The sequence below is a fragment of the Rhizobium sp. NFR03 genome (assembly GCF_900111275.1).
Lineage (GTDB): Bacteria > Pseudomonadota > Alphaproteobacteria > Rhizobiales > Rhizobiaceae > Ferranicluibacter.
The window spans coordinates 396,297-412,522 of record NZ_FOGR01000002.1 but is presented as its reverse complement, the minus strand read 5'-3'; the positions used below and the strand labels follow the sequence as shown (position 1 = coordinate 412,522).

The following is a 16,226-nucleotide window of genomic DNA, read 5'->3' as shown; positions in this document are numbered from 1 at the left end:
CGGTCGGGGCCATCATCGACGGCGGCCCGCCCCGATCAGATCGCCTTCGAACCGCGGGTCTTGGCGGCCTTGGTGAATTTGCGCACGACCATCTCGCGCTTCAGCTTTGAGATATGGTCGATGAACAGCACACCGTTCAAGTGGTCGATCTCGTGCTGCAGACAAGTGGCGAGCAGCCCATCCGCCGTGATTTCCTGCTGATGGCCCTCGCGATCGAGATAGCGCAGGGTAATGCCTGCGGGACGCTCGACCTCGGCGTAATAATCCGGGATCGACAGGCAGCCTTCCTCATAGACCGAACGCTCGTCGGTCGAGGTGAGGATCTCCGGATTGATGAAGACCTGTGGCGCTGCCTCGTCACCCTCCTTGGCAAGGTCGATCACCAGAAGGCGACGGGGAAGGCCGATCTGGATCGCCGCAAGCCCGATGCCCGGTGCGTCGTACATGGTTTCCAGCATGTCGTCGGCCACGCGGCGCACCTCGTCATCGACACGCTCGACGGGCGCGGAAATCTGGCGAAGCAGGGGATCTGGCAGGATGATGAGGGGCTTGATCGTCATGGCGTCGTGATAGCCGATCTTTTCTGGCGATGGAATTCGGCCAGCGGGAATTTGCGCTGATTTTCGCGCGGAAACTTCCGCTGATCAAGATTATGTTCACGATTTGATCTGGATTTGGCGTTAAATTTCGCTACAGTCGCGCCATGAACGCTCTCTCGCCCGCCGATATCATGCTCGCAGCCGCCAACGCGACAGGCCTTTCGGCAACCGTTTTCGCGTGGCTGCTCGCCAGCCTGCTGGTTCTCTCCGCGCTGGTCATGTTCGCTGCTTTTCGACACAGGGCCGCTGCCAAAGTCGACACGGCGCAGGAGCAGATGGCCGCGCTGATCCAGGCGCAGACCGAGATGCAGGGCCGGATTGCCGCCATCGCCGACATTTTCGGGACGCGGCAATACGAACTGAACCAGTCGATCAACCAGCGCATCGACGGAATGACGCAGCGCATCGGTGCTTCGATCACCGAACAGACACGGCAGACGCATGAAAACCTGCGCACGCTGCAGGAGCGGCTGGCCGTCATCGACACGGCCCAGACGAACATTCAGTCGCTGGCCAAGGACATGGCCGGGCTGCAACAGATTCTTGCCAACAAGCAGACCCGCGGCGCCTTCGGGCAGGCGCGCATGGAAACGATCATCGCCGATGGACTGCCGCAGGGCGCCTACACATTCCAGGCAACCCTTTCGAACGCCTCGCGGCCCGACTGCATCATCCGCATGCCGAACGGGCAGCCGGGACTTGCGATCGATGCGAAGTTTCCGCTGGAGGCATGGAATGCCATGCGTGCGACACAGACCCCGGAGCTGAAGCGACAGGCGTCGCTCCTCTTCCGGCGCGACATGGAGGTGCATATCAAGGATATCGCCGGGAAGTACCTGATCCCCGGCGAGACACAGGATACGGCCTTTCTGTTCGTGCCATCCGAGTCGATCTTCGCCGACATCCACGAACATTTCGAGAGCATCGTGCAGAAGGCGCACCGTTCGCGGGTCGTCATCGTCTCGCCGTCTCTGCTGCTGCTCTCCATCCAGGTCATCCAGGCGATCCTGCGCGACCATCGCATGCGCGAGCAAGCCCATCTGATCCAGGGTGAAGTGGTGCGACTGATGGAAGATCTGTCACGGCTCGACGAGCGGGTGCGCAAGCTGCATGGACACTTCACCACCACGCAGAAGGATGTCGACGACATCCTGATTTCGTCCGACAAGCTGAAGCGTCGTGGCGCCAAGATCGAGGCGCTGGAACTGCAGGAGAGCGCAGGTGCCGCCGCTGCGGACCCCGCGCCGGACGGAGCGCAGCCCGGGCAGGCACCGGCACCCGGCAGCCGCATCGGCTCGCTGAAGCTGAGAGTGGTTGACGAGGACTGAGGGCGTCGGGCAGTGTCCCGCTTACACACGCCGCCCGACGCGGCGCATTCGGGAGGCATTGCATGATCACCGTTTTCGGCTCCATCAACATGGACCTTATCGCCACCACGGCGCGCCTGCCGAAACCAGGCGAAACAGTGACGGGCAACAGCTTCACCACGGCGGCCGGCGGCAAGGGCGCGAACCAGGCGCTGGCCGCAACACGCGCAGGAGCCTCCGTTCGCATGGCGGGTGCCGTCGGATGGGACGCCTTTGCCGAATCCGCCCTTGGCCTCATGAAGGAGGCGGGCACCGATCTGTCGCTGGTGAAAACCGCGAGCGAGCCGACGGGTACCGCGCATATTCTGGTCGGCGGAGACGGCGAGAACGTGATCGTTGTCGTCGCCAGCGCGAACGGCACCGTCAACGAGGCGGATGCGCTTGCCGCCATCGAGACGATGACGCCGCAGGATACGCTGGTGCTGCAGCTCGAAGTCCCGCCTGACGCCGTCGAAGGGGCGCTTCTTGCCGCCCGCGAGCGCGGCGTCCGCTCGATCATCAACATCGCACCTTTGACCGAGCATGCAGCGGCGCTCGGACGCATGGCGGATATCGTGGTGGCCAACGAAACCGAGTTCGAGCGCCTTGCCGGGCGTGACCGGTTATCGCCGGAGGAGCGCCAGTCGGCCATCCGCGCACTCAGCGCCGAAACGGGCCAGACGGTCATCGTCACGCTCGGCGCAGACGGCGTCGTCGCCATGCACGAGGGCGAGATGTATGCGGCGAACGGCCTCGTGATCGAGCCGGTCGATACGGTTGGGGCCGGCGACACGTTCTGCGGCTACCTCGCGGCCGGGCTCGATGCGGGACTGCCGTTCGAAACGGCCCTTCGCCGCGCGGCGGTCGCCGGCTCGCTCGCCTGCCTGAAGCCGGGGGCGCAGCCCGCTATACCTCTGGCCAGCGCCGTGGATGCTGCTCTCTGAAAGGCATCGCAAGCCTCCCGGTTCCTGTGGCGCGCGCCGACCGGAACCAATCCTTGTCCGACGGAGTTTAGCGTTCGGTAGACAAGGAGAACCCGAAATGTCTTTCAATTCCGCCAGTGAAGATGTCAGCGCCCTTCGCGAAGAAGTGGCGCGCCTGACAAAGATCGTTTCCTCGCAAAGTGCACGCGCCTATAGCGACACGCGCGAGAAGGCGGCAGAAGCCTATGACGCCGCAGCGCCCTACGCGAAGAAGGCAGTGGCTCAGGTGAAGGCCGAGAGCCGCGCTGTTGCGGATGTGGCAAGAGAACACCCGACAGGCATCGCCGGCGTAGTTGTCCTAGCGACAGCCATCGGAATGGCCGTTGGTTATATCCTCGGCTCTTCGAGCGAGCCCGAGCCACGGTCGTGGTGGCGTTAAGCGCCAGAAACATCAACGGTCTTTAAAGCCGCGCATCCGTCTGGATCGCGCGGCTTTTTCGTTGACCTTATCGTACTCAAAGGCGTGCAAGCCGCTCCGTCAGAAGATCGAAGAAGCCGTCGGCATCAACATCCTTCATGACTTTCGCATTTTGAGGACGGCCCGTGACCTGCCACCAGTCAACGACCGTCATTCCCACCGTCAGGTCGGACGTTGTCTCGATCTCCACGTTGCAGTCCCTGCCCGAGAAGAGCTCGGGCCGGAGCAGATAGGCGATCACGGTCGGGTCGTGCAACGGCCCGCCATCGCTGCCGTATTTCTCGATATCGAAGCGCTCGAAGAAGTCGAGCATTTCCGCCATGGCGATAGCCGCCGGGCGGCCGATGGCGCGAATACGATCGACGCGCGTTTTCAGCGTCAGCACCTTGTGCGTCACGTCGAGCGGCATCATGACGATGGGCATGCCGGATTTGAAGACGATATCGGCGGCATCGGGATCGACGTAGATGTTGAACTCCGCGGCCGGCGTGATGTTGCCGCCCTCAAAGAAGCCGCCGCCCATCATCACCAGCTCCTTTACCCGTCCTGCAATCTCGGGCGCTTTCTGAAGTGCCAGAGCGATGTTGGTCAGGGCGCCCAGCGTGCAGAGGGTCACGGTTCCCTCAGGCTCCGTGCGAAGCGTGTCGATGATGAAGTCCACGGCATGCATCTTCTGCAGCGGCATGGTGGGCTCGGAAAGAACAGTGCCGTCGAGGCCGGTGGAGCCATGGACGTGCTCGGCCGTCACGAGGGCGCGCAAGAGCGGCCTGTCCGCGCCGGCATAGACCTTCACGTCCGGGCGGCCTGAAAGCTCGCAGATGATTCGGGCATTGCGGGCGGTAAGGCTGAGCGGCACATTGCCTGCGACGGTCGTTATCCCGATAACGTCGAGCGCTTCCGGGCTTGCGAGCGCCAGCATGATGGCTGCGGCATCGTCCTGTCCGGGGTCCGTGTCGATGATGATCTTGGCGGGTGCGGCCACGGGGATATCCTTATCCTGCTGTCGATAGTTCCCATCCATAGAACGATTCCCGCGAGGCGGTAAGGGTCGCTTCCGGGCCAGATCGATTCGTGCGGAGAGGGGCGCAAGGCGGCTTGCGCGCGGCGGAGGTGCACCCCATATATCCAGCGCGGATGCCGCATCGCGGGTTCGCGTTATCGGTCGCTTGAGGTTTGCAAGGACGAGATATGAGCCGCCTGACACCTTTCACGAGCCCGCTGATGCTGGGTTTCGATGCCATGGAGAAGACGCTCGAACGCGTCGCCAAGGGCAATGACGGCTATCCTCCCTACAATATCGAGCGTGTGCGCGGAGGGACGGCGGAAGAGCCGGAACGCTTGCGGATCACGCTCGCCGTGGCCGGCTTTGCGGAAGACGATCTCGAGGTCACGATCGACGAGAACCAGCTTGTCATTCGCGGTCGCCAGAGCGATGCTGAAGAGCGCGATTATCTCCATCGCGGCATCGCGGCGCGTCAGTTCCAGCGCATGTTCGTGCTTGCCGAGGGCATGGAAGTCATGAAGGCCGAATTGCGCAACGGACTGCTTTCTGTCGACCTCATTCGTCCAGAACCTGTTCGTATGGTAAAGAAAATTAACATTTTGGTCTCAGAGTGAGCTCACCGGCAAGGTGACCTCGCCGGCTGCAAGGCTGGCGACCCTGGTTGCGAATTTCGCCAATCCTCGCATGAAAACATAATCTTATGTCGCGTGATCTTTCTGACGAAGGGTTCGTGCGGCAACGAGGAGAGAGTTCATGGGATTGAAGCACGTCAGCAGCCATTTGTCGAAAACCGACCTGGCACATCTTGGTGCAGGTGAAGTCGGTTACATCCGGAAAATGCGGTCTGACGAGGTCTCGCGCTGCTTCCCCGAAGCACCCAGCATGGAACCGGGACTGGACCTCTGGGCCCTTTTCGGCGCCGATGGTACGCCCATCCTTCTCACAGACAACCGTTCCAGCACCTTTTTCAAGGCTGCCGAAGACGACCTGAAAACGGTCACGCTTCACTGATCATCGAGACGGCTCCGATCTGCGGGCGATGAACCCCTCTTTTCGAAGCCGCACACGACGCCGCAGCCATTGAACCCGGCTATAGCGGCGTCCCAAACGTCCCCAGCAAAAGTCTTTGCCGTCCTCATTGCCATCGGATAACCGGATGGCATGAAGAAGCATGACGTCGCCGCCTATCTGTTCCTCGCCATTGCCTGGGGGCTTTCGTTCCTCGTGCTCCTGCACGTGGTCGATGCCTTCGGCTGGGTGGGTGCGGTCACGTTACGGAGCCTTGTTGCCGGCGGCACGCTTCTCGTCTTCGCTGCTCTTCGTCGCCGCGCGCTTGATTTCGGCGCGCGTCCGCTGCCCTTCGTCATCGTCGGTTCGACCACGGTTGCCGGGCAACTGATCGGACTTTCCTATGCGACGCCGCGCATCGGAACGGCGATGGCCGCCATTCTCGTCGCCGCGATCCCGCTCTTCTCCATGGTCATCGCGCATCTCTGGAAGCTTGAGCGCATGCGGACACAGGGGCTGCTCGGCCTTCTTGTCGGTACGATCGGCATCGTGCTTCTGGTCGGTTTTCCCGCAGTACCCGTCACGCCGGATTTCCTGCTCGGCTGCGCCGCCTCGCTCTTCAGTGCCTTCTGCGCCGCCTTCGGCAGCAACTTTGCAAGTCACCGCTTGCGGGGCATTGGTTCGCTGGAGGTCACGATCGGCGCGTTTCTCTCCGGCGGCATCATGACGCTACCGCTTCTGCTGGCAATCCCGGTTCCGAGGCTGCCCTCTTTGACGGATGTGGGTGCGCTTCTCGTGCTCGCCTGCGTCATGAGCGCGCTGACCTACGTTACCTATTTCCGGCTTGTTGCCTCGATCGGCGCGACCCGCGCCATCAGCGTCGAATTCGCGGTGACGGTGGTTGCCGTTCTTATCGGTGCCGTCGTGCTCGACGAGCCGATCACTGCGATACAAATCGCTGGCGCCGCCGTGATCATCGCCGGTTGCGCGCTGGTGCTGGGCCTCGTGCCCTTCGGGCGCAAGCCGAAGCTCACGCCCGTCCCCTGACGATCCGAAGCTTCAATCCTCTTTGCGCCGAAATGTGAGATAGGCGGAGCTGCGCCCCTCGCGCCGCGCCTTCGCTTCGTACCGCGTGCTCGGCCAGGTGTCATATGGCGCCAGCCAGTCACTCGCATTGCGAGCGGGCCAGTCGAAGGCTTCGTGATCGCGGCAGTGCAGCAGCGTCCAGTTCACATAGGTATCGATGTCGGAGGCAAAGCAGAACAGGCCGCCCGGTTTCAGGACGCGGGCGAAGCGGTCGAGATTGACGGGGGAGACGAAGCGGCGCTTCCAGTGTTTCCGCTTTGGCCAGGGATCGGGATAGAGAAGGTCGATCTGATCGATGCTCGCCATCGGCAGCCAGTCGAGGACCTGCGTCGCATCGTCGTCATGCAGGCGAATGTTGCGCGCCCCGACCTCTTCGATGCGGCCGACCAGCTTCGCCATGGAATTGACGAAAGGCTCGACGCCGATGAAGCCGGTCGAGGGCTGCTCGACGGCGCGGTGGATCAGATGCTCGCCGCCGCCAAAGCCGATCTCCAGCCGCACGCGCTCCACGTCATCCGGGAAAAGGCTCTTCAGATCCTCCGGTGCGGGCGCATCAAGATCGAGGCGGAATGCCGGCAGGCCATGCTCCAGCTGCAATGCCTGGCTCGCCCGCAGCGGCTTTCCCTTGCGGCGGCCGAAGAAGGCTTCTGTCGCCCGGGTAGGGGACCCGGAGGGGCGCTTGTCTGTCATGCGCTGACGTCTCCAAAAACAAAAACGGATGCCGGCAAGGGCATCCGTTCTCTTGTCACACATTTCTGCAAACCGAAACGGCTCAGGCCGCTTTCAGCGCATCCTTCAACGGCTTGACGAGGTCGAGACGCTCCCAGGAGAACGAGCCGTCGCGACCGGCCTTGCGACCGAAATGGCCGTAGGCCGATGTCTTGGCATAGATCGGCTTGTTCAGGTCGAGATGCCGGCGAATGCCGGAGGGCGAAAGATCGATCGTCTTGCGGATTGCCGCTTCGACCTCATCTTCGCTGATCTTGCCGGTGCCGTGCAGGTCGACATAGATCGAGAGCGGCTGGGCAACGCCGATAGCGTAGGAGAGCTGGATCGTGCAGCGGTCGGCAAGCCCTGCCGCCACGACGTTCTTGGCGAGGTAACGAGCGACATAGGCCGCGGAGCGATCGACCTTGGTCGTGTCCTTGCCCGAGAAGGCGCCGCCGCCATGCGGTGCTGCACCGCCATAGGTATCCACGATGATCTTGCGGCCCGTCAGTCCGGCATCGCCATCCGGTCCACCAATGACAAACTTGCCAGTGGGGTTGATATACCAGTTGCAGTCCGCCGCGATCTCGATGTCGTGCAGAGCTTCGCGAATATAGGGCTCGACAACGGCGCGGACCTTGGCGGAATCCCAGCTTTCGTCCAGATGCTGCGTGGACAGGACGATGGAGGCGACCTCCTTCGGCTGCCCGTCGACATAGCGCACGGTGACCTGGCTCTTTGCGTCGGGTCCCAGCTTGCCGGCATCGCCCTCGCCCTTCTTGCGGGCGGCGGCGAGCAGGTGGAGAATGCGGTGGGAGTAATAGATCGGGGCAGGCATAAGGTCGGCGGTTTCGCGGCAGGCGTAGCCGAACATGATGCCCTGGTCGCCGGCACCTTCATCGCCCTGCTTGTCGGCTGCGTTATCGACCCCCTGCGCGATATCCGCGGACTGCGAGTGCAGCAGCACGTCGATCTTCGCCGTCTTCCAGTGGAAGCCGTCCTGCTCGTAGCCGATTTCGCGGATGGCCTTGCGGGCAGCGGTCTTGAACTTGGCCGGATTGATAACGTCCTTGCCGTTCTTGTCCTTTTTCATCAGGCTCGGCGGCAGGCGCACTTCACCGGCGATCACGACGCGGTTCGTCGTCGCCAGCGTTTCGCACGCGATGCGCACGCCCCAGGGATCGACGCCCGTCTTTGCAGCTTCACGGTAGACCAGATCGACGATCTCGTCCGAAATCCGATCGCAAACCTTATCGGGATGACCTTCAGCCACGGACTCGGAAGTAAACAGGTAGTTAGCACGCATGCGGGACGTCCCCTCAGTGAAAACAGGCTTCGACGGTGTAGTAAGTATGCCCGTAAAAGACAAGCGCACAAGGACATAAATATATCTTTATATCAACAAATGCGGATGTTTGTTGCGAATTTCCTTCTGCTGCGGCACCGTCGCACGTCCTTGCGCCAGCCCTCCCCGCCATAAAAAAAGCGGCCCGTAAGCCGCCTTTTCCGAACCGGGTCTTCCGGAGCTATTCCGACTCGACGTCCGCCGCCAGTGCCTTGACCAGGTCCACGATCTTGCGCCGGACCTTGGGGTCGCCGATCTTGACGAAAGCCCGGTTCAACTGGAGGCCTTCGGAAGACGACAGGAAGTCCACGACATAGTTCGAGCTCGAGGCTTCAGCCATGCCGGACGCACCGCCGCCTGAACCGGAGTCGCCCGGTGCATCCTCGAAGAAGAAGGAGACGGGAACATTGAGAATAGCGGAGATGTTCTGAAGACGGCTCGCACCAACACGGTTGGTGCCCTTTTCATATTTCTGGATCTGCTGAAAGGTGATGCCAAGGGCTTCGCCCAGCTTTTCCTGGCTCATTCCGAGCATTGTCCGGCGAAGCCTGATCCGACTTCCGACATGGATGTCGATCGGATTGGGCTTCTTCTTATTCTCAATCATAGCGGGTTCCTATTATTCGAAGTGACTTCAGCCCGTACTCCGGCCGGTGCAGAGAGCAGACCATATGCCATGCCACATGGTCCGGATCATTCCCCTCCGAGCATAGGTGAGGTTGCCGGCGGCGGGCACTATGCAACTTCATGCGTTTTGGGTCAATTACGCCGAAAAACAAAACCAAAACGAGAAATTAACGCGCACACCATCAGAAACAGCACCAGAACGAAAGCGTGCCTTCGCTGTTGCTCAGGCGCGGCGACCAAAGCCGCACGACCGGGCAGAATTGTGTCGAAAAAGCCACGTTCGCCGAGAGAAAGCCCCGAGACGACATTTCCTTGCGCATCGATGACCGCTGATATGCCGGAATTGGCCGCCCGGATCATGGGGACGCCATTTTCGACCGCACGCAGGCGCGCCTGCTGGAAATGCTGGTAGGGCCCTGGCGTGTCCCCAAACCAGGCGTCATTGGTGATATTGAGGAGCGCACCCGTGGAGAGCGCGTCGCTGCCGATTTCGTTCGGAAAAATCGCCTCGTAGCAGATCAGCGGATACAGCGTGCGCCCCCCCGGCAGCGTTAGAATGGTGCGGGTTGCTGCCGATGAAAAGCCGCCGGGCATCGAGGCGGCGATCGCGCTCAGCCCCATGCGCGACAGAAGGTCCTCGAATGGCAGATATTCACCGAAAGGCACGAGGTGAACCTTGTCCGCCGCACCGACGATCTGGCCGCGGTCATCGATCACATAGACGGAATTGTAGTAGCGCGGCGGCAGACCGGCGCCCGCGTCTTCCGTACGGACCGCGCCGGTGACGAGAAGCTGCCCATCCTGCAAAACGTCGGCAATGCGTGTCAGGGCATCCGGATTGTCCGTGAGGATAAACGGGACCGCCGTCTCCGGCCAGACGATGATATCCGGCCGTTTGCCGCCATTTTCGGGCGGCGCCGCGCTGAGTGCGAGATGCGCTTCGAAGACGGAGGCGCGCTCAGTATCGTCGAGTTTGCGGGCCTGATCGATCACAGGCTGAACGATCCTAACCATTGCCTGCGGCTCGGCGGCAGGCAGCGGCGCCTGGTGCAGCCGATAGGCGCCATAGCCCAGATGGGCAGCGACAAGACCGGCCGAAATGGCAAGACCGACACCCATACCCTTGCGGGTGCCGATAAGAGCGGGCGCCGCATAGACGAAGACGGCCAGCAGGTTCATGCCGATCATGCCGACCAGAGAGAGCGACTGCATAAGGAGCGGTACCGGCATGGCCGCCATTCCCACGGCGTTCCATGGAAAGCCGGTGAACATCACGCCGCGCAGCCATTCGGCGCCTGCGAAAGCGACGGAAAGGGCCGCGATGCGCCCGACCCCGTCCGACCAGAGCAGGCGGGCGACGAAGGCGGCGAGACCGTAATAGATCGCGAGCACGGCGGGCAGGCCGACGACGGCGAACGGCAGAGCCCAGGCAAAGGTATCGGCTTCCACCAGCAGCGCATTGCCGAGCCACCACAGACTGCCGAGAAGGTAGCCGAAGCCGAAGAACCAGCCAAGCGAGAAGGCGGGCAGTGCTCGGCGGAGGGCCCCGTGTTCCGGCTGGCCGGACGTGCCGTCCAGCAGCCAGACGAGAACGGGGAAGGTCAGAAAAGGAACAGCAAAAATATTGAAGGGCGGCAAGGCGAGAACTGTGACCAGCCCGGCCAGAAAACCGAGGAATGCCCGCCGAAGCCCCGACGACAGCATGATCCTGCCGGCCAAACGTTCCATTCGCAATCCTATCAGCTTGCTGCAACCCAGCATTTGGCATCCTGCGCCATGATTATCATGGCGGCGCAGGCGATGCTTTTGTGCCGCATTGTCCGACGCCGAAGCGATTCCGCTCCGGCTGGAAATGCTTTAGCCCTCTTCATGATGCATCAGGCATGTCCAGAGCATGTGTCAGACAGCGCATCAAACCTTGAAAGACAGGTTATTTTGCCGTCTGCTCCTGGCAAGGACGATCATCGCATCAGCGGCCTGCTCGGCCCGACGACTCTTCCGCGGAAGTCGCTTCCGGCAGCGAATGCTCCACACCGATATCCTCCTCGCCCTTCACGACCACGCGGCGGCGGGCCGGCGGGCGCTTGCGGACGATCCGGACCTTCTTCACGCGGCGGGGATCGGCATCCAGCACCTGGAACTCGAATCCGGGCAAGGCCTGCACGACCTCGCCGCGAGCGGGTATCCGGCCGAGGGACGCAAAGACCAGGCCTCCCAGCGTATCCACCTCTTCCAACTGCTCGCGAACATCGAAGTCAGGGCCGATCGCAGCTGCGATCACCTCGAGCTCGACGCGTGCATCGGCGACGAAAATATCGTCCGACGTGCGGGAGAACATGACCTCGCTGTCGTCATGCTCGTCCTCGATATCGCCGACGACCATTTCAACGATATCTTCCAGCGATGCCAGACCATCGGTGCCACCATACTCATCGATGACGAGCGCCATCTGGATGCGTGCGGCCTGCATGCGCTGCATGAGGTCAGAGGCGTGCATGGAGGGCGGCACGAAGAGAACCTGACGGATGATGCCGGCCTCTTCCACGGTCTTGTCCAGATCGATACGGGCAAGGTCGATGCCGGCGCGCGGCTGGCGCTGCACTTTTTGCGGCCGATCCGCGGCAAGGGCGGCAACAGCGGGCGACGCCGCCACGCGCGGCGGACCACGACGACGGGCGCGCGCCTGTTTCGTCACGTAAGACAGAAGGTCGCGGATGTGGACCATCCCCCGGGGATCATCGAGGCTTTCGCTGTAGACCGGCATGCGTGAGCGTCCGGACTCCTCGAAGATGATCATGAGTTCGCCGATGGTGATGCTTTGGTCGACCGCCTCGATATCGGCTCGTGGCACCATGACATCCTCCACGCGCACTTCGCGGAAGCGCAGGATGTTGTTGAGCATGGCGCGCTCGGCGGGCGAAAACACCTCGTCGGTTCCAGGATCCGCCATCAGCGCGTCGGCAAGATCCTCGCGGATCGTGGCGCCGTTCGGGCTGCGGAAGAGGCGGGCCGCCCGAGCCCAGAAAGAGGTATGATGCCGATGACCTTCCGGCTTGTGCGCCTCGGGTTTAAGGGCCTCGGCGGCTTCGGCCTCATAGGCCTGAACCGCGCTACTACTGCCCGGTTCGTCCTGACTGGAGGCTTCCACGTCGTCTTTGCCTGCTACGGCAGGCTGTGATCTGAAGTCGCTCATCGTTCCAAACTGTCAAACGGGATCGCTGTCCCCATAGGGATCAGATACCCCAAGACCCGAGAGAATGCGAGTCTCCAGCTGTTCCATTTGCTCGGCTTCTTCTGTTTCCAAGTGGTCATAGCCAAAAAGATGCAGGAAACCATGTACCAGAAGATGTGTCAGATGATCGTCGAAAGGCTTTCCCAGTTCTTCTGATTCGCGCACCAGCGTCTCGTAGGCCAGCACGATATCGCCCAGCATCGGGCCTGGCATGCCGCCCGGAACGACGGGAAAGGCAGGGAAGGACAGGACGTTCGTCGGCTTGTCCTGGCTGCGCCATTCCGCGTTGATGCTACGAATTTCCGCGTCGCTGGTGAAGACGAGAGACAATTCCGGCGTCATCTTCGGGAAGGGCTGACCTTCCTCACGCACGAGAAAGGCTGCGGCATGTTCGAGAATGCGCGTGCTCGATGCCTCGAGCACGGCCTCGTCCGGCCATCCGCCTTCCTCGACGCTGACCTGAAGGTCCAGTCTCGCCGCCATGCCTAGAGGCTTTCGTCCGGCACGGCCGTCTGCGCCTCGTAGGCCCGCACGATGCGCGCGACCATCGGGTGGCGTACGACGTCGACATCCTTGAAGCGTACAACGGACACGCCCTCGACATCCTTCAGGATCTGCAGCGCCTCCACGAGGCCCGACTTGGTGCCCCGCGGAAGATCGACCTGGCTCGGATCCCCGGTCACGATCATGCGGCCGTTCTCGCCGAGACGCGTCAGGAACATCTTCATCTGCATCGTCGTCGTATTCTGCGCCTCGTCGAGAATGACGACGGCATTGCCGAGCGTGCGGCCGCGCATGAAGGCGAGCGGCGCAATTTCGATGACGCCGGCAGTAATCGCCCGCTCGACCTTGTCACCGGGCATCATGTCGTAGAGCGCATCGTAGAGCGGACGAAGATAGGGATCGACCTTCTCCTTCATGTCGCCGGGCAGGAAGCCCAGACGTTCGCCGGCCTCGACCGCCGGACGCGACAGGATGATGCGATCGACGGCACCACGCTCCAGAAGCTGGGCCGCGTAGGCAACGGCGAGATAGGTCTTGCCGGTACCGGCCGGGCCGACGCCGAAGACAAGCTCGGAACGCTCCAGCGCGCGGATGTAGGAATCCTGCGTCGGGGTGCGGGCGGCGATGGTCTTCTTGCGGGTCGAGATCTGCGCGAGGTTCAACTTGGCCTTCTTCTCCATGGTGGGAAGCTGCAACTGGTCGTCAGCGGCAACAGCCATGCGGATCGCGCCTTCGACGTCGGAGACCTCGACCGTACTGCCCTTCTGCAGGCGACCATAAAGATAATCCAGTGCACGACGCGCCTGATTGGTGGCCGTCACCTCGCCCGAGATCGCCACGGAGTTGCCGCGCGGTCGGGCATCCACATGCAGCCGTTGCTCGATGAGCTTGAGGTTCTGGTCGTATTGTCCGAACAGCTCGCTCGCAAAGCGGTTGTTCTCGAATGTGAGCACGAAGTGATTGGCGTCTGTCGTAGGCGTTGTCTTCGACTGGCGCGGCGGGTTTGAAACCAATTCGTGTCCGTTCAAGCGGCAGGGCTCCCGAGGATGTCGTCAGGCCCTGATTGTATCAGTCGTCGACCACGTCGGCAAACAAACTGTTGGGACCCGCGGCGGTGATTCGTACCTTGATAATGTCACCGATTTCCACGCCCTTTGCATCAACATTCACGGACTGCAGCCAAGGCGAGCGGCCGATGAGTTGACCGGGCATGCGGCCGGGCTTTTCCAGAAGCAGGTCGATCGTGCGGCCGATGCAGCTTTCGTTGAAGGCGCGCTGCTGTTCCAGAAGCAAAGCCTGTAGCGTTTCCAGACGGTTGGCCTTTACATCCTCCGGCACCTGATCCTTGAGGTCGGCGCCGGGCGTGCCGGGGCGCGTGGAATATTTGAACGAAAATGCCTGTGCATAACCGATGGTGCGCACGAGGCTCAGCGTATCCTCGAAATCCGCATCGGTCTCACCAGGGAAGCCGACGATGAAATCGCCCGACAAAGCAAGGTCCGGCTGGGCGCGGCGGATCCGCTCGACAAGCGCGACGTACTCTGCCGCCGTGTGACGGCGGTTCATGGCCTTGAGAATACGGTCCGAGCCTGACTGGACCGGCAGGTGCAGGTAGGGCATCAGGGTCGACAGGGACCGGTGCGCCTCGATCAGGCTGTCGTCCATGTCGCGTGGATGGCTGGTCGTGTAGCGCAGGCGCGCAAGGCCCTCTATTTCCGAAAGGCGCCGCAGCAGAGCGCCGAGGCCCTCGCCACCCGTGGTGACGGTGCCGTGCCAGGCATTGACATTCTGTCCGAGCAGCGTGATCTCGCGAACGCCTGCGGATACGAGCTTCTCGGCCTCTGCCACGATCTGCGCCATGGGGCGGGAGACTTCAGAGCCGCGCGTATAAGGCACCACGCAGAAGGTGCAGAACTTGTCGCAGCCTTCCTGAACGGTGAGGAACGCCGTGACGCCGCGCGCGCGCGTCTTCGCCTTGTCGGGGGCCGGCAGGTGCTCGAACTTGTCCTCGATGGCGTAATCGGTTTCCAGCACGCGCTCGCCACGGCTGACGCGCTTCAGCGCTTCCGGCAGGCGGTGATAGGTCTGCGGACCGATGACGAGATCGACGGCCGGTGCCCGGCGCAGGATCTCGTCGCCTTCCGCCTGCGCCACGCAGCCGGCCACGCCGATCATCATCTCGCGCCCCTCGCCCGCCTTGCGCTTCTTCAGATCGCGCAGCCGGCCAAGCGCCGAGTAGACCTTTTCGGCCGCCTTTTCGCGGATATGGCAGGTATTGAGCAGGACAAGATCCGCATCCTCGGCATTGTCGGTCGCGACATAGCCGTCCTTTGCCAGCGCGTCCGTCATCCGGTCGGAATCATAGACGTTCATCTGGCAGCCATAGGTCTTTACGAAGACCTTCTTGGTCGGCGCCGGCGTGGCAGGCGCCAGAGCGGAGATGGAAACGGGAGCGAGGAGCGTTTGGTCGGTCATGCCGGCTCCATAGCGCAAATCGCCTGGAAAATGAAGCGATGTGCTTCAGGGAAGGAGATAGAGCGAAGAATGGGGGAAGAGACACGTCACTCCCCCGCTCATCGCCCCCGAAGCCGGGACAGCAGCATGCCCTTCAGCTGCATCTCCACGTCCCTGCTGACTTTCTTGCGGTTGCTCTCTGCGCGGTAGTCGATGGTGTCGCCGAAGACGAGATCGACATCGACCGCCCCTTCGCGCAGGACCCCCATGAGATGCGGCACCAGTTCGATGTCCCCCGGCCAGGCTGCGATGGGGCGGTGGTAGCGCCCCATTGGCATGCCGTGGACCCTGGTATAGGCGATGGCGACCGGCTGGACGTGGACGGTGCCCTCCGGCGCAAGCGGAACGGCGGCAGCGGCGGCGCCGAAGAGCGAGGTCTTGATCTCTAGCACCCGGTTGCCGTCAGAGGTCGTGCCTTCGGGAAAGAGAACGACGATTTCGCCTGCTGCCAAGCGCGCGCCGATCTCGTTGACCTGGTTTCCGGTCGTGCGCTTCTGCTCGCGCGCGACGAAGATCGTTGCCTGCAGGCGGGCGAGCGGGCCGAAGACAGGCCATGCCTTCACCTCCGCTTTCGCAATGAAGACGACATCGGCGACCGAGCCGAGAGCGAGGATGTCCTTCCAGCTGACGTGGTTCGCCACGAGGAGCAGCGGGCGCCGCGTATCCGGCATGCCGTGGACATGGACGCGAAGCCCGATCATCCGGCAGGCGATGCGGTGCCAGAGGCGCGGAAGGGTTCGCCTCGCCGGTCCGTCACGCCAGAGCAGAAAGAGTTGCACCGGCGCGAGCAGAAGCGTCGCCACGATCAGGAGAAAGACGCAGACGACGATCCGGAGCCAGACGATCATCGTGC

At 62.4% G+C, this 16,226-nt stretch carries 17 protein-coding genes; 6 read left to right on the top strand and 11 right to left on the bottom strand.

Going from position 1 to position 16,226, the window contains the following annotated elements:
• Positions 1–35: 35 nt before the first annotated feature.
• On the bottom strand, positions 36–560 hold the full coding sequence (def, locus tag BSG19_RS07215) for a peptide deformylase (RefSeq protein WP_092986312.1): 525 nt from the start codon (positions 558–560) through the stop codon (positions 36–38).
• A 170-nt stretch (positions 561–730) separates the two neighbouring features.
• Here def and rmuC point away from each other — a divergent pair, with 170 nt between their 5' ends.
• The 3 genes from rmuC (at position 731) to BSG19_RS07200 (ending at position 3,307) form a co-directional block, all read left to right on the top strand.
• Complete coding sequence (rmuC, locus tag BSG19_RS07210; protein ID WP_092987276.1) at positions 731–1,927, top strand: DNA recombination protein RmuC; 1,197 nt, start codon at positions 731–733, stop codon at positions 1,925–1,927.
• A gap of 62 nt (positions 1,928–1,989) precedes the next feature.
• Positions 1,990–2,889 carry a ribokinase gene (locus tag BSG19_RS07205; RefSeq protein WP_092986310.1) on the top strand — a complete coding sequence of 300 codons (900 nt, stop codon included), beginning with the start codon at positions 1,990–1,992 and terminating at the stop codon, positions 2,887–2,889.
• Positions 2,890–2,986: 97 nt separating this feature from the next.
• On the top strand, positions 2,987–3,307 hold the full coding sequence (locus BSG19_RS07200) for a hypothetical protein (RefSeq protein WP_092986308.1): 321 nt from the start codon (positions 2,987–2,989) through the stop codon (positions 3,305–3,307).
• A 76-nt stretch (positions 3,308–3,383) separates the two neighbouring features.
• Here BSG19_RS07200 and BSG19_RS07195 read toward each other — a convergent pair whose 3' ends face one another.
• Positions 3,384–4,328, bottom strand: a complete 945-nt coding sequence (locus BSG19_RS07195; protein ID WP_092987275.1) for a nucleoside hydrolase — start codon at positions 4,326–4,328, stop codon at positions 3,384–3,386.
• A gap of 206 nt (positions 4,329–4,534) precedes the next feature.
• Between BSG19_RS07195 and BSG19_RS07190 the strand changes: the two genes are divergently transcribed.
• The 3 genes from BSG19_RS07190 to BSG19_RS07180 all read left to right on the top strand — a co-directional run bounded on the left by BSG19_RS07190 (position 4,535) and on the right by BSG19_RS07180 (position 6,404).
• Positions 4,535–4,963, top strand: coding sequence for an Hsp20 family protein (locus BSG19_RS07190; RefSeq protein WP_092986306.1), 429 nt, complete (start codon positions 4,535–4,537; stop codon positions 4,961–4,963).
• 139 nt (positions 4,964–5,102) lie between these two features.
• Positions 5,103–5,360, top strand: a complete 258-nt coding sequence (locus tag BSG19_RS07185) for a BQ00720 family protein (RefSeq protein WP_062595250.1) — start codon at positions 5,103–5,105, stop codon at positions 5,358–5,360.
• A 150-nt stretch (positions 5,361–5,510) separates the two neighbouring features.
• Entirely contained in the window at positions 5,511–6,404 is an 894-nt protein-coding gene (locus BSG19_RS07180; protein ID WP_092986304.1) for a DMT family transporter, read from the top strand.
• A gap of 12 nt (positions 6,405–6,416) precedes the next feature.
• Here BSG19_RS07180 and BSG19_RS07175 read toward each other — a convergent pair whose 3' ends face one another.
• The 9 genes from BSG19_RS07175 to BSG19_RS07135 form a co-directional block, all read right to left on the bottom strand.
• Positions 6,417–7,133: a tRNA (guanine(46)-N(7))-methyltransferase TrmB gene (locus BSG19_RS07175; protein WP_092986302.1), complete on the bottom strand. Its 717-nt coding sequence runs from the start codon at positions 7,131–7,133 to the stop codon at positions 6,417–6,419.
• A gap of 82 nt (positions 7,134–7,215) precedes the next feature.
• Positions 7,216–8,457, bottom strand: a complete 1,242-nt coding sequence (gene metK / locus BSG19_RS07170) for a methionine adenosyltransferase (RefSeq protein ID WP_092931812.1) — start codon at positions 8,455–8,457, stop codon at positions 7,216–7,218.
• A gap of 220 nt (positions 8,458–8,677) precedes the next feature.
• A complete protein-coding gene (locus BSG19_RS07165; RefSeq protein WP_092986300.1) occupies positions 8,678–9,103 on the bottom strand; it encodes a helix-turn-helix domain-containing protein in 426 nt (141 codons plus the stop codon).
• Positions 9,104–9,255: 152 nt separating this feature from the next.
• Positions 9,256–10,851 carry an apolipoprotein N-acyltransferase gene (gene lnt / locus BSG19_RS07160; RefSeq protein ID WP_092986298.1) on the bottom strand — a complete coding sequence of 532 codons (1,596 nt, stop codon included), beginning with the start codon at positions 10,849–10,851 and terminating at the stop codon, positions 9,256–9,258.
• 241 nt (positions 10,852–11,092) lie between these two features.
• Positions 11,093–12,316 carry a hemolysin family protein gene (locus BSG19_RS07155; protein WP_092986296.1) on the bottom strand — a complete coding sequence of 408 codons (1,224 nt, stop codon included), beginning with the start codon at positions 12,314–12,316 and terminating at the stop codon, positions 11,093–11,095.
• Between the two features lie 12 nt (positions 12,317–12,328).
• Positions 12,329–12,838 carry an rRNA maturation RNase YbeY gene (ybeY, locus tag BSG19_RS07150; RefSeq protein ID WP_092986294.1) on the bottom strand — a complete coding sequence of 170 codons (510 nt, stop codon included), beginning with the start codon at positions 12,836–12,838 and terminating at the stop codon, positions 12,329–12,331.
• A 2-nt stretch (positions 12,839–12,840) separates the two neighbouring features.
• Positions 12,841–13,887, bottom strand: coding sequence for a PhoH family protein (locus tag BSG19_RS07145; protein WP_092986292.1), 1,047 nt, complete (start codon positions 13,885–13,887; stop codon positions 12,841–12,843).
• 40 nt (positions 13,888–13,927) lie between these two features.
• The gene (gene miaB, locus BSG19_RS07140; protein WP_092986290.1) at positions 13,928–15,334 is read right to left on the bottom strand and encodes a tRNA (N6-isopentenyl adenosine(37)-C2)-methylthiotransferase MiaB; all 1,407 of its coding nucleotides are present in this window, start codon (positions 15,332–15,334) and stop codon (positions 13,928–13,930) included.
• Positions 15,335–15,432: 98 nt separating this feature from the next.
• Entirely contained in the window at positions 15,433–16,221 is a 789-nt protein-coding gene (locus BSG19_RS07135) for a lyso-ornithine lipid O-acyltransferase (protein WP_092986288.1), read from the bottom strand.
• Positions 16,222–16,226 lie beyond the last annotated feature (5 nt).

Coding starts and splice junctions, on each gene's coding strand:
- def (WP_092986312.1), bottom strand. CDS start 560: ATGACGATCAAGCCCCTCATCATCCTGCCAGATCCCCTGCTTCGCCAG.
- rmuC (WP_092987276.1), top strand. CDS start 731: ATGCTCGCAGCCGCCAACGCGACAGGCCTTTCGGCAACCGTTTTCGCG.
- BSG19_RS07205 (WP_092986310.1), top strand. CDS start 1,990: ATGATCACCGTTTTCGGCTCCATCAACATGGACCTTATCGCCACCACG.
- BSG19_RS07200 (WP_092986308.1), top strand. CDS start 2,987: ATGTCTTTCAATTCCGCCAGTGAAGATGTCAGCGCCCTTCGCGAAGAA.
- BSG19_RS07190 (WP_092986306.1), top strand. CDS start 4,535: ATGAGCCGCCTGACACCTTTCACGAGCCCGCTGATGCTGGGTTTCGAT.
- BSG19_RS07185 (WP_062595250.1), top strand. CDS start 5,103: ATGGGATTGAAGCACGTCAGCAGCCATTTGTCGAAAACCGACCTGGCA.
- BSG19_RS07180 (WP_092986304.1), top strand. CDS start 5,511: ATGAAGAAGCATGACGTCGCCGCCTATCTGTTCCTCGCCATTGCCTGG.
- BSG19_RS07175 (WP_092986302.1), bottom strand. CDS start 7,133: ATGACAGACAAGCGCCCCTCCGGGTCCCCTACCCGGGCGACAGAAGCC.
- metK (WP_092931812.1), bottom strand. CDS start 8,457: ATGCGTGCTAACTACCTGTTTACTTCCGAGTCCGTGGCTGAAGGTCAT.
- BSG19_RS07165 (WP_092986300.1), bottom strand. CDS start 9,103: ATGATTGAGAATAAGAAGAAGCCCAATCCGATCGACATCCATGTCGGA.
- lnt (WP_092986298.1), bottom strand. CDS start 10,851: ATGGAACGTTTGGCCGGCAGGATCATGCTGTCGTCGGGGCTTCGGCGG.
- BSG19_RS07155 (WP_092986296.1), bottom strand. CDS start 12,316: ATGAGCGACTTCAGATCACAGCCTGCCGTAGCAGGCAAAGACGACGTG.
- ybeY (WP_092986294.1), bottom strand. CDS start 12,838: ATGGCGGCGAGACTGGACCTTCAGGTCAGCGTCGAGGAAGGCGGATGG.
- miaB (WP_092986290.1), bottom strand. CDS start 15,334: ATGACCGACCAAACGCTCCTCGCTCCCGTTTCCATCTCCGCTCTGGCG.
- BSG19_RS07135 (WP_092986288.1), bottom strand. CDS start 16,221: ATGATCGTCTGGCTCCGGATCGTCGTCTGCGTCTTTCTCCTGATCGTG.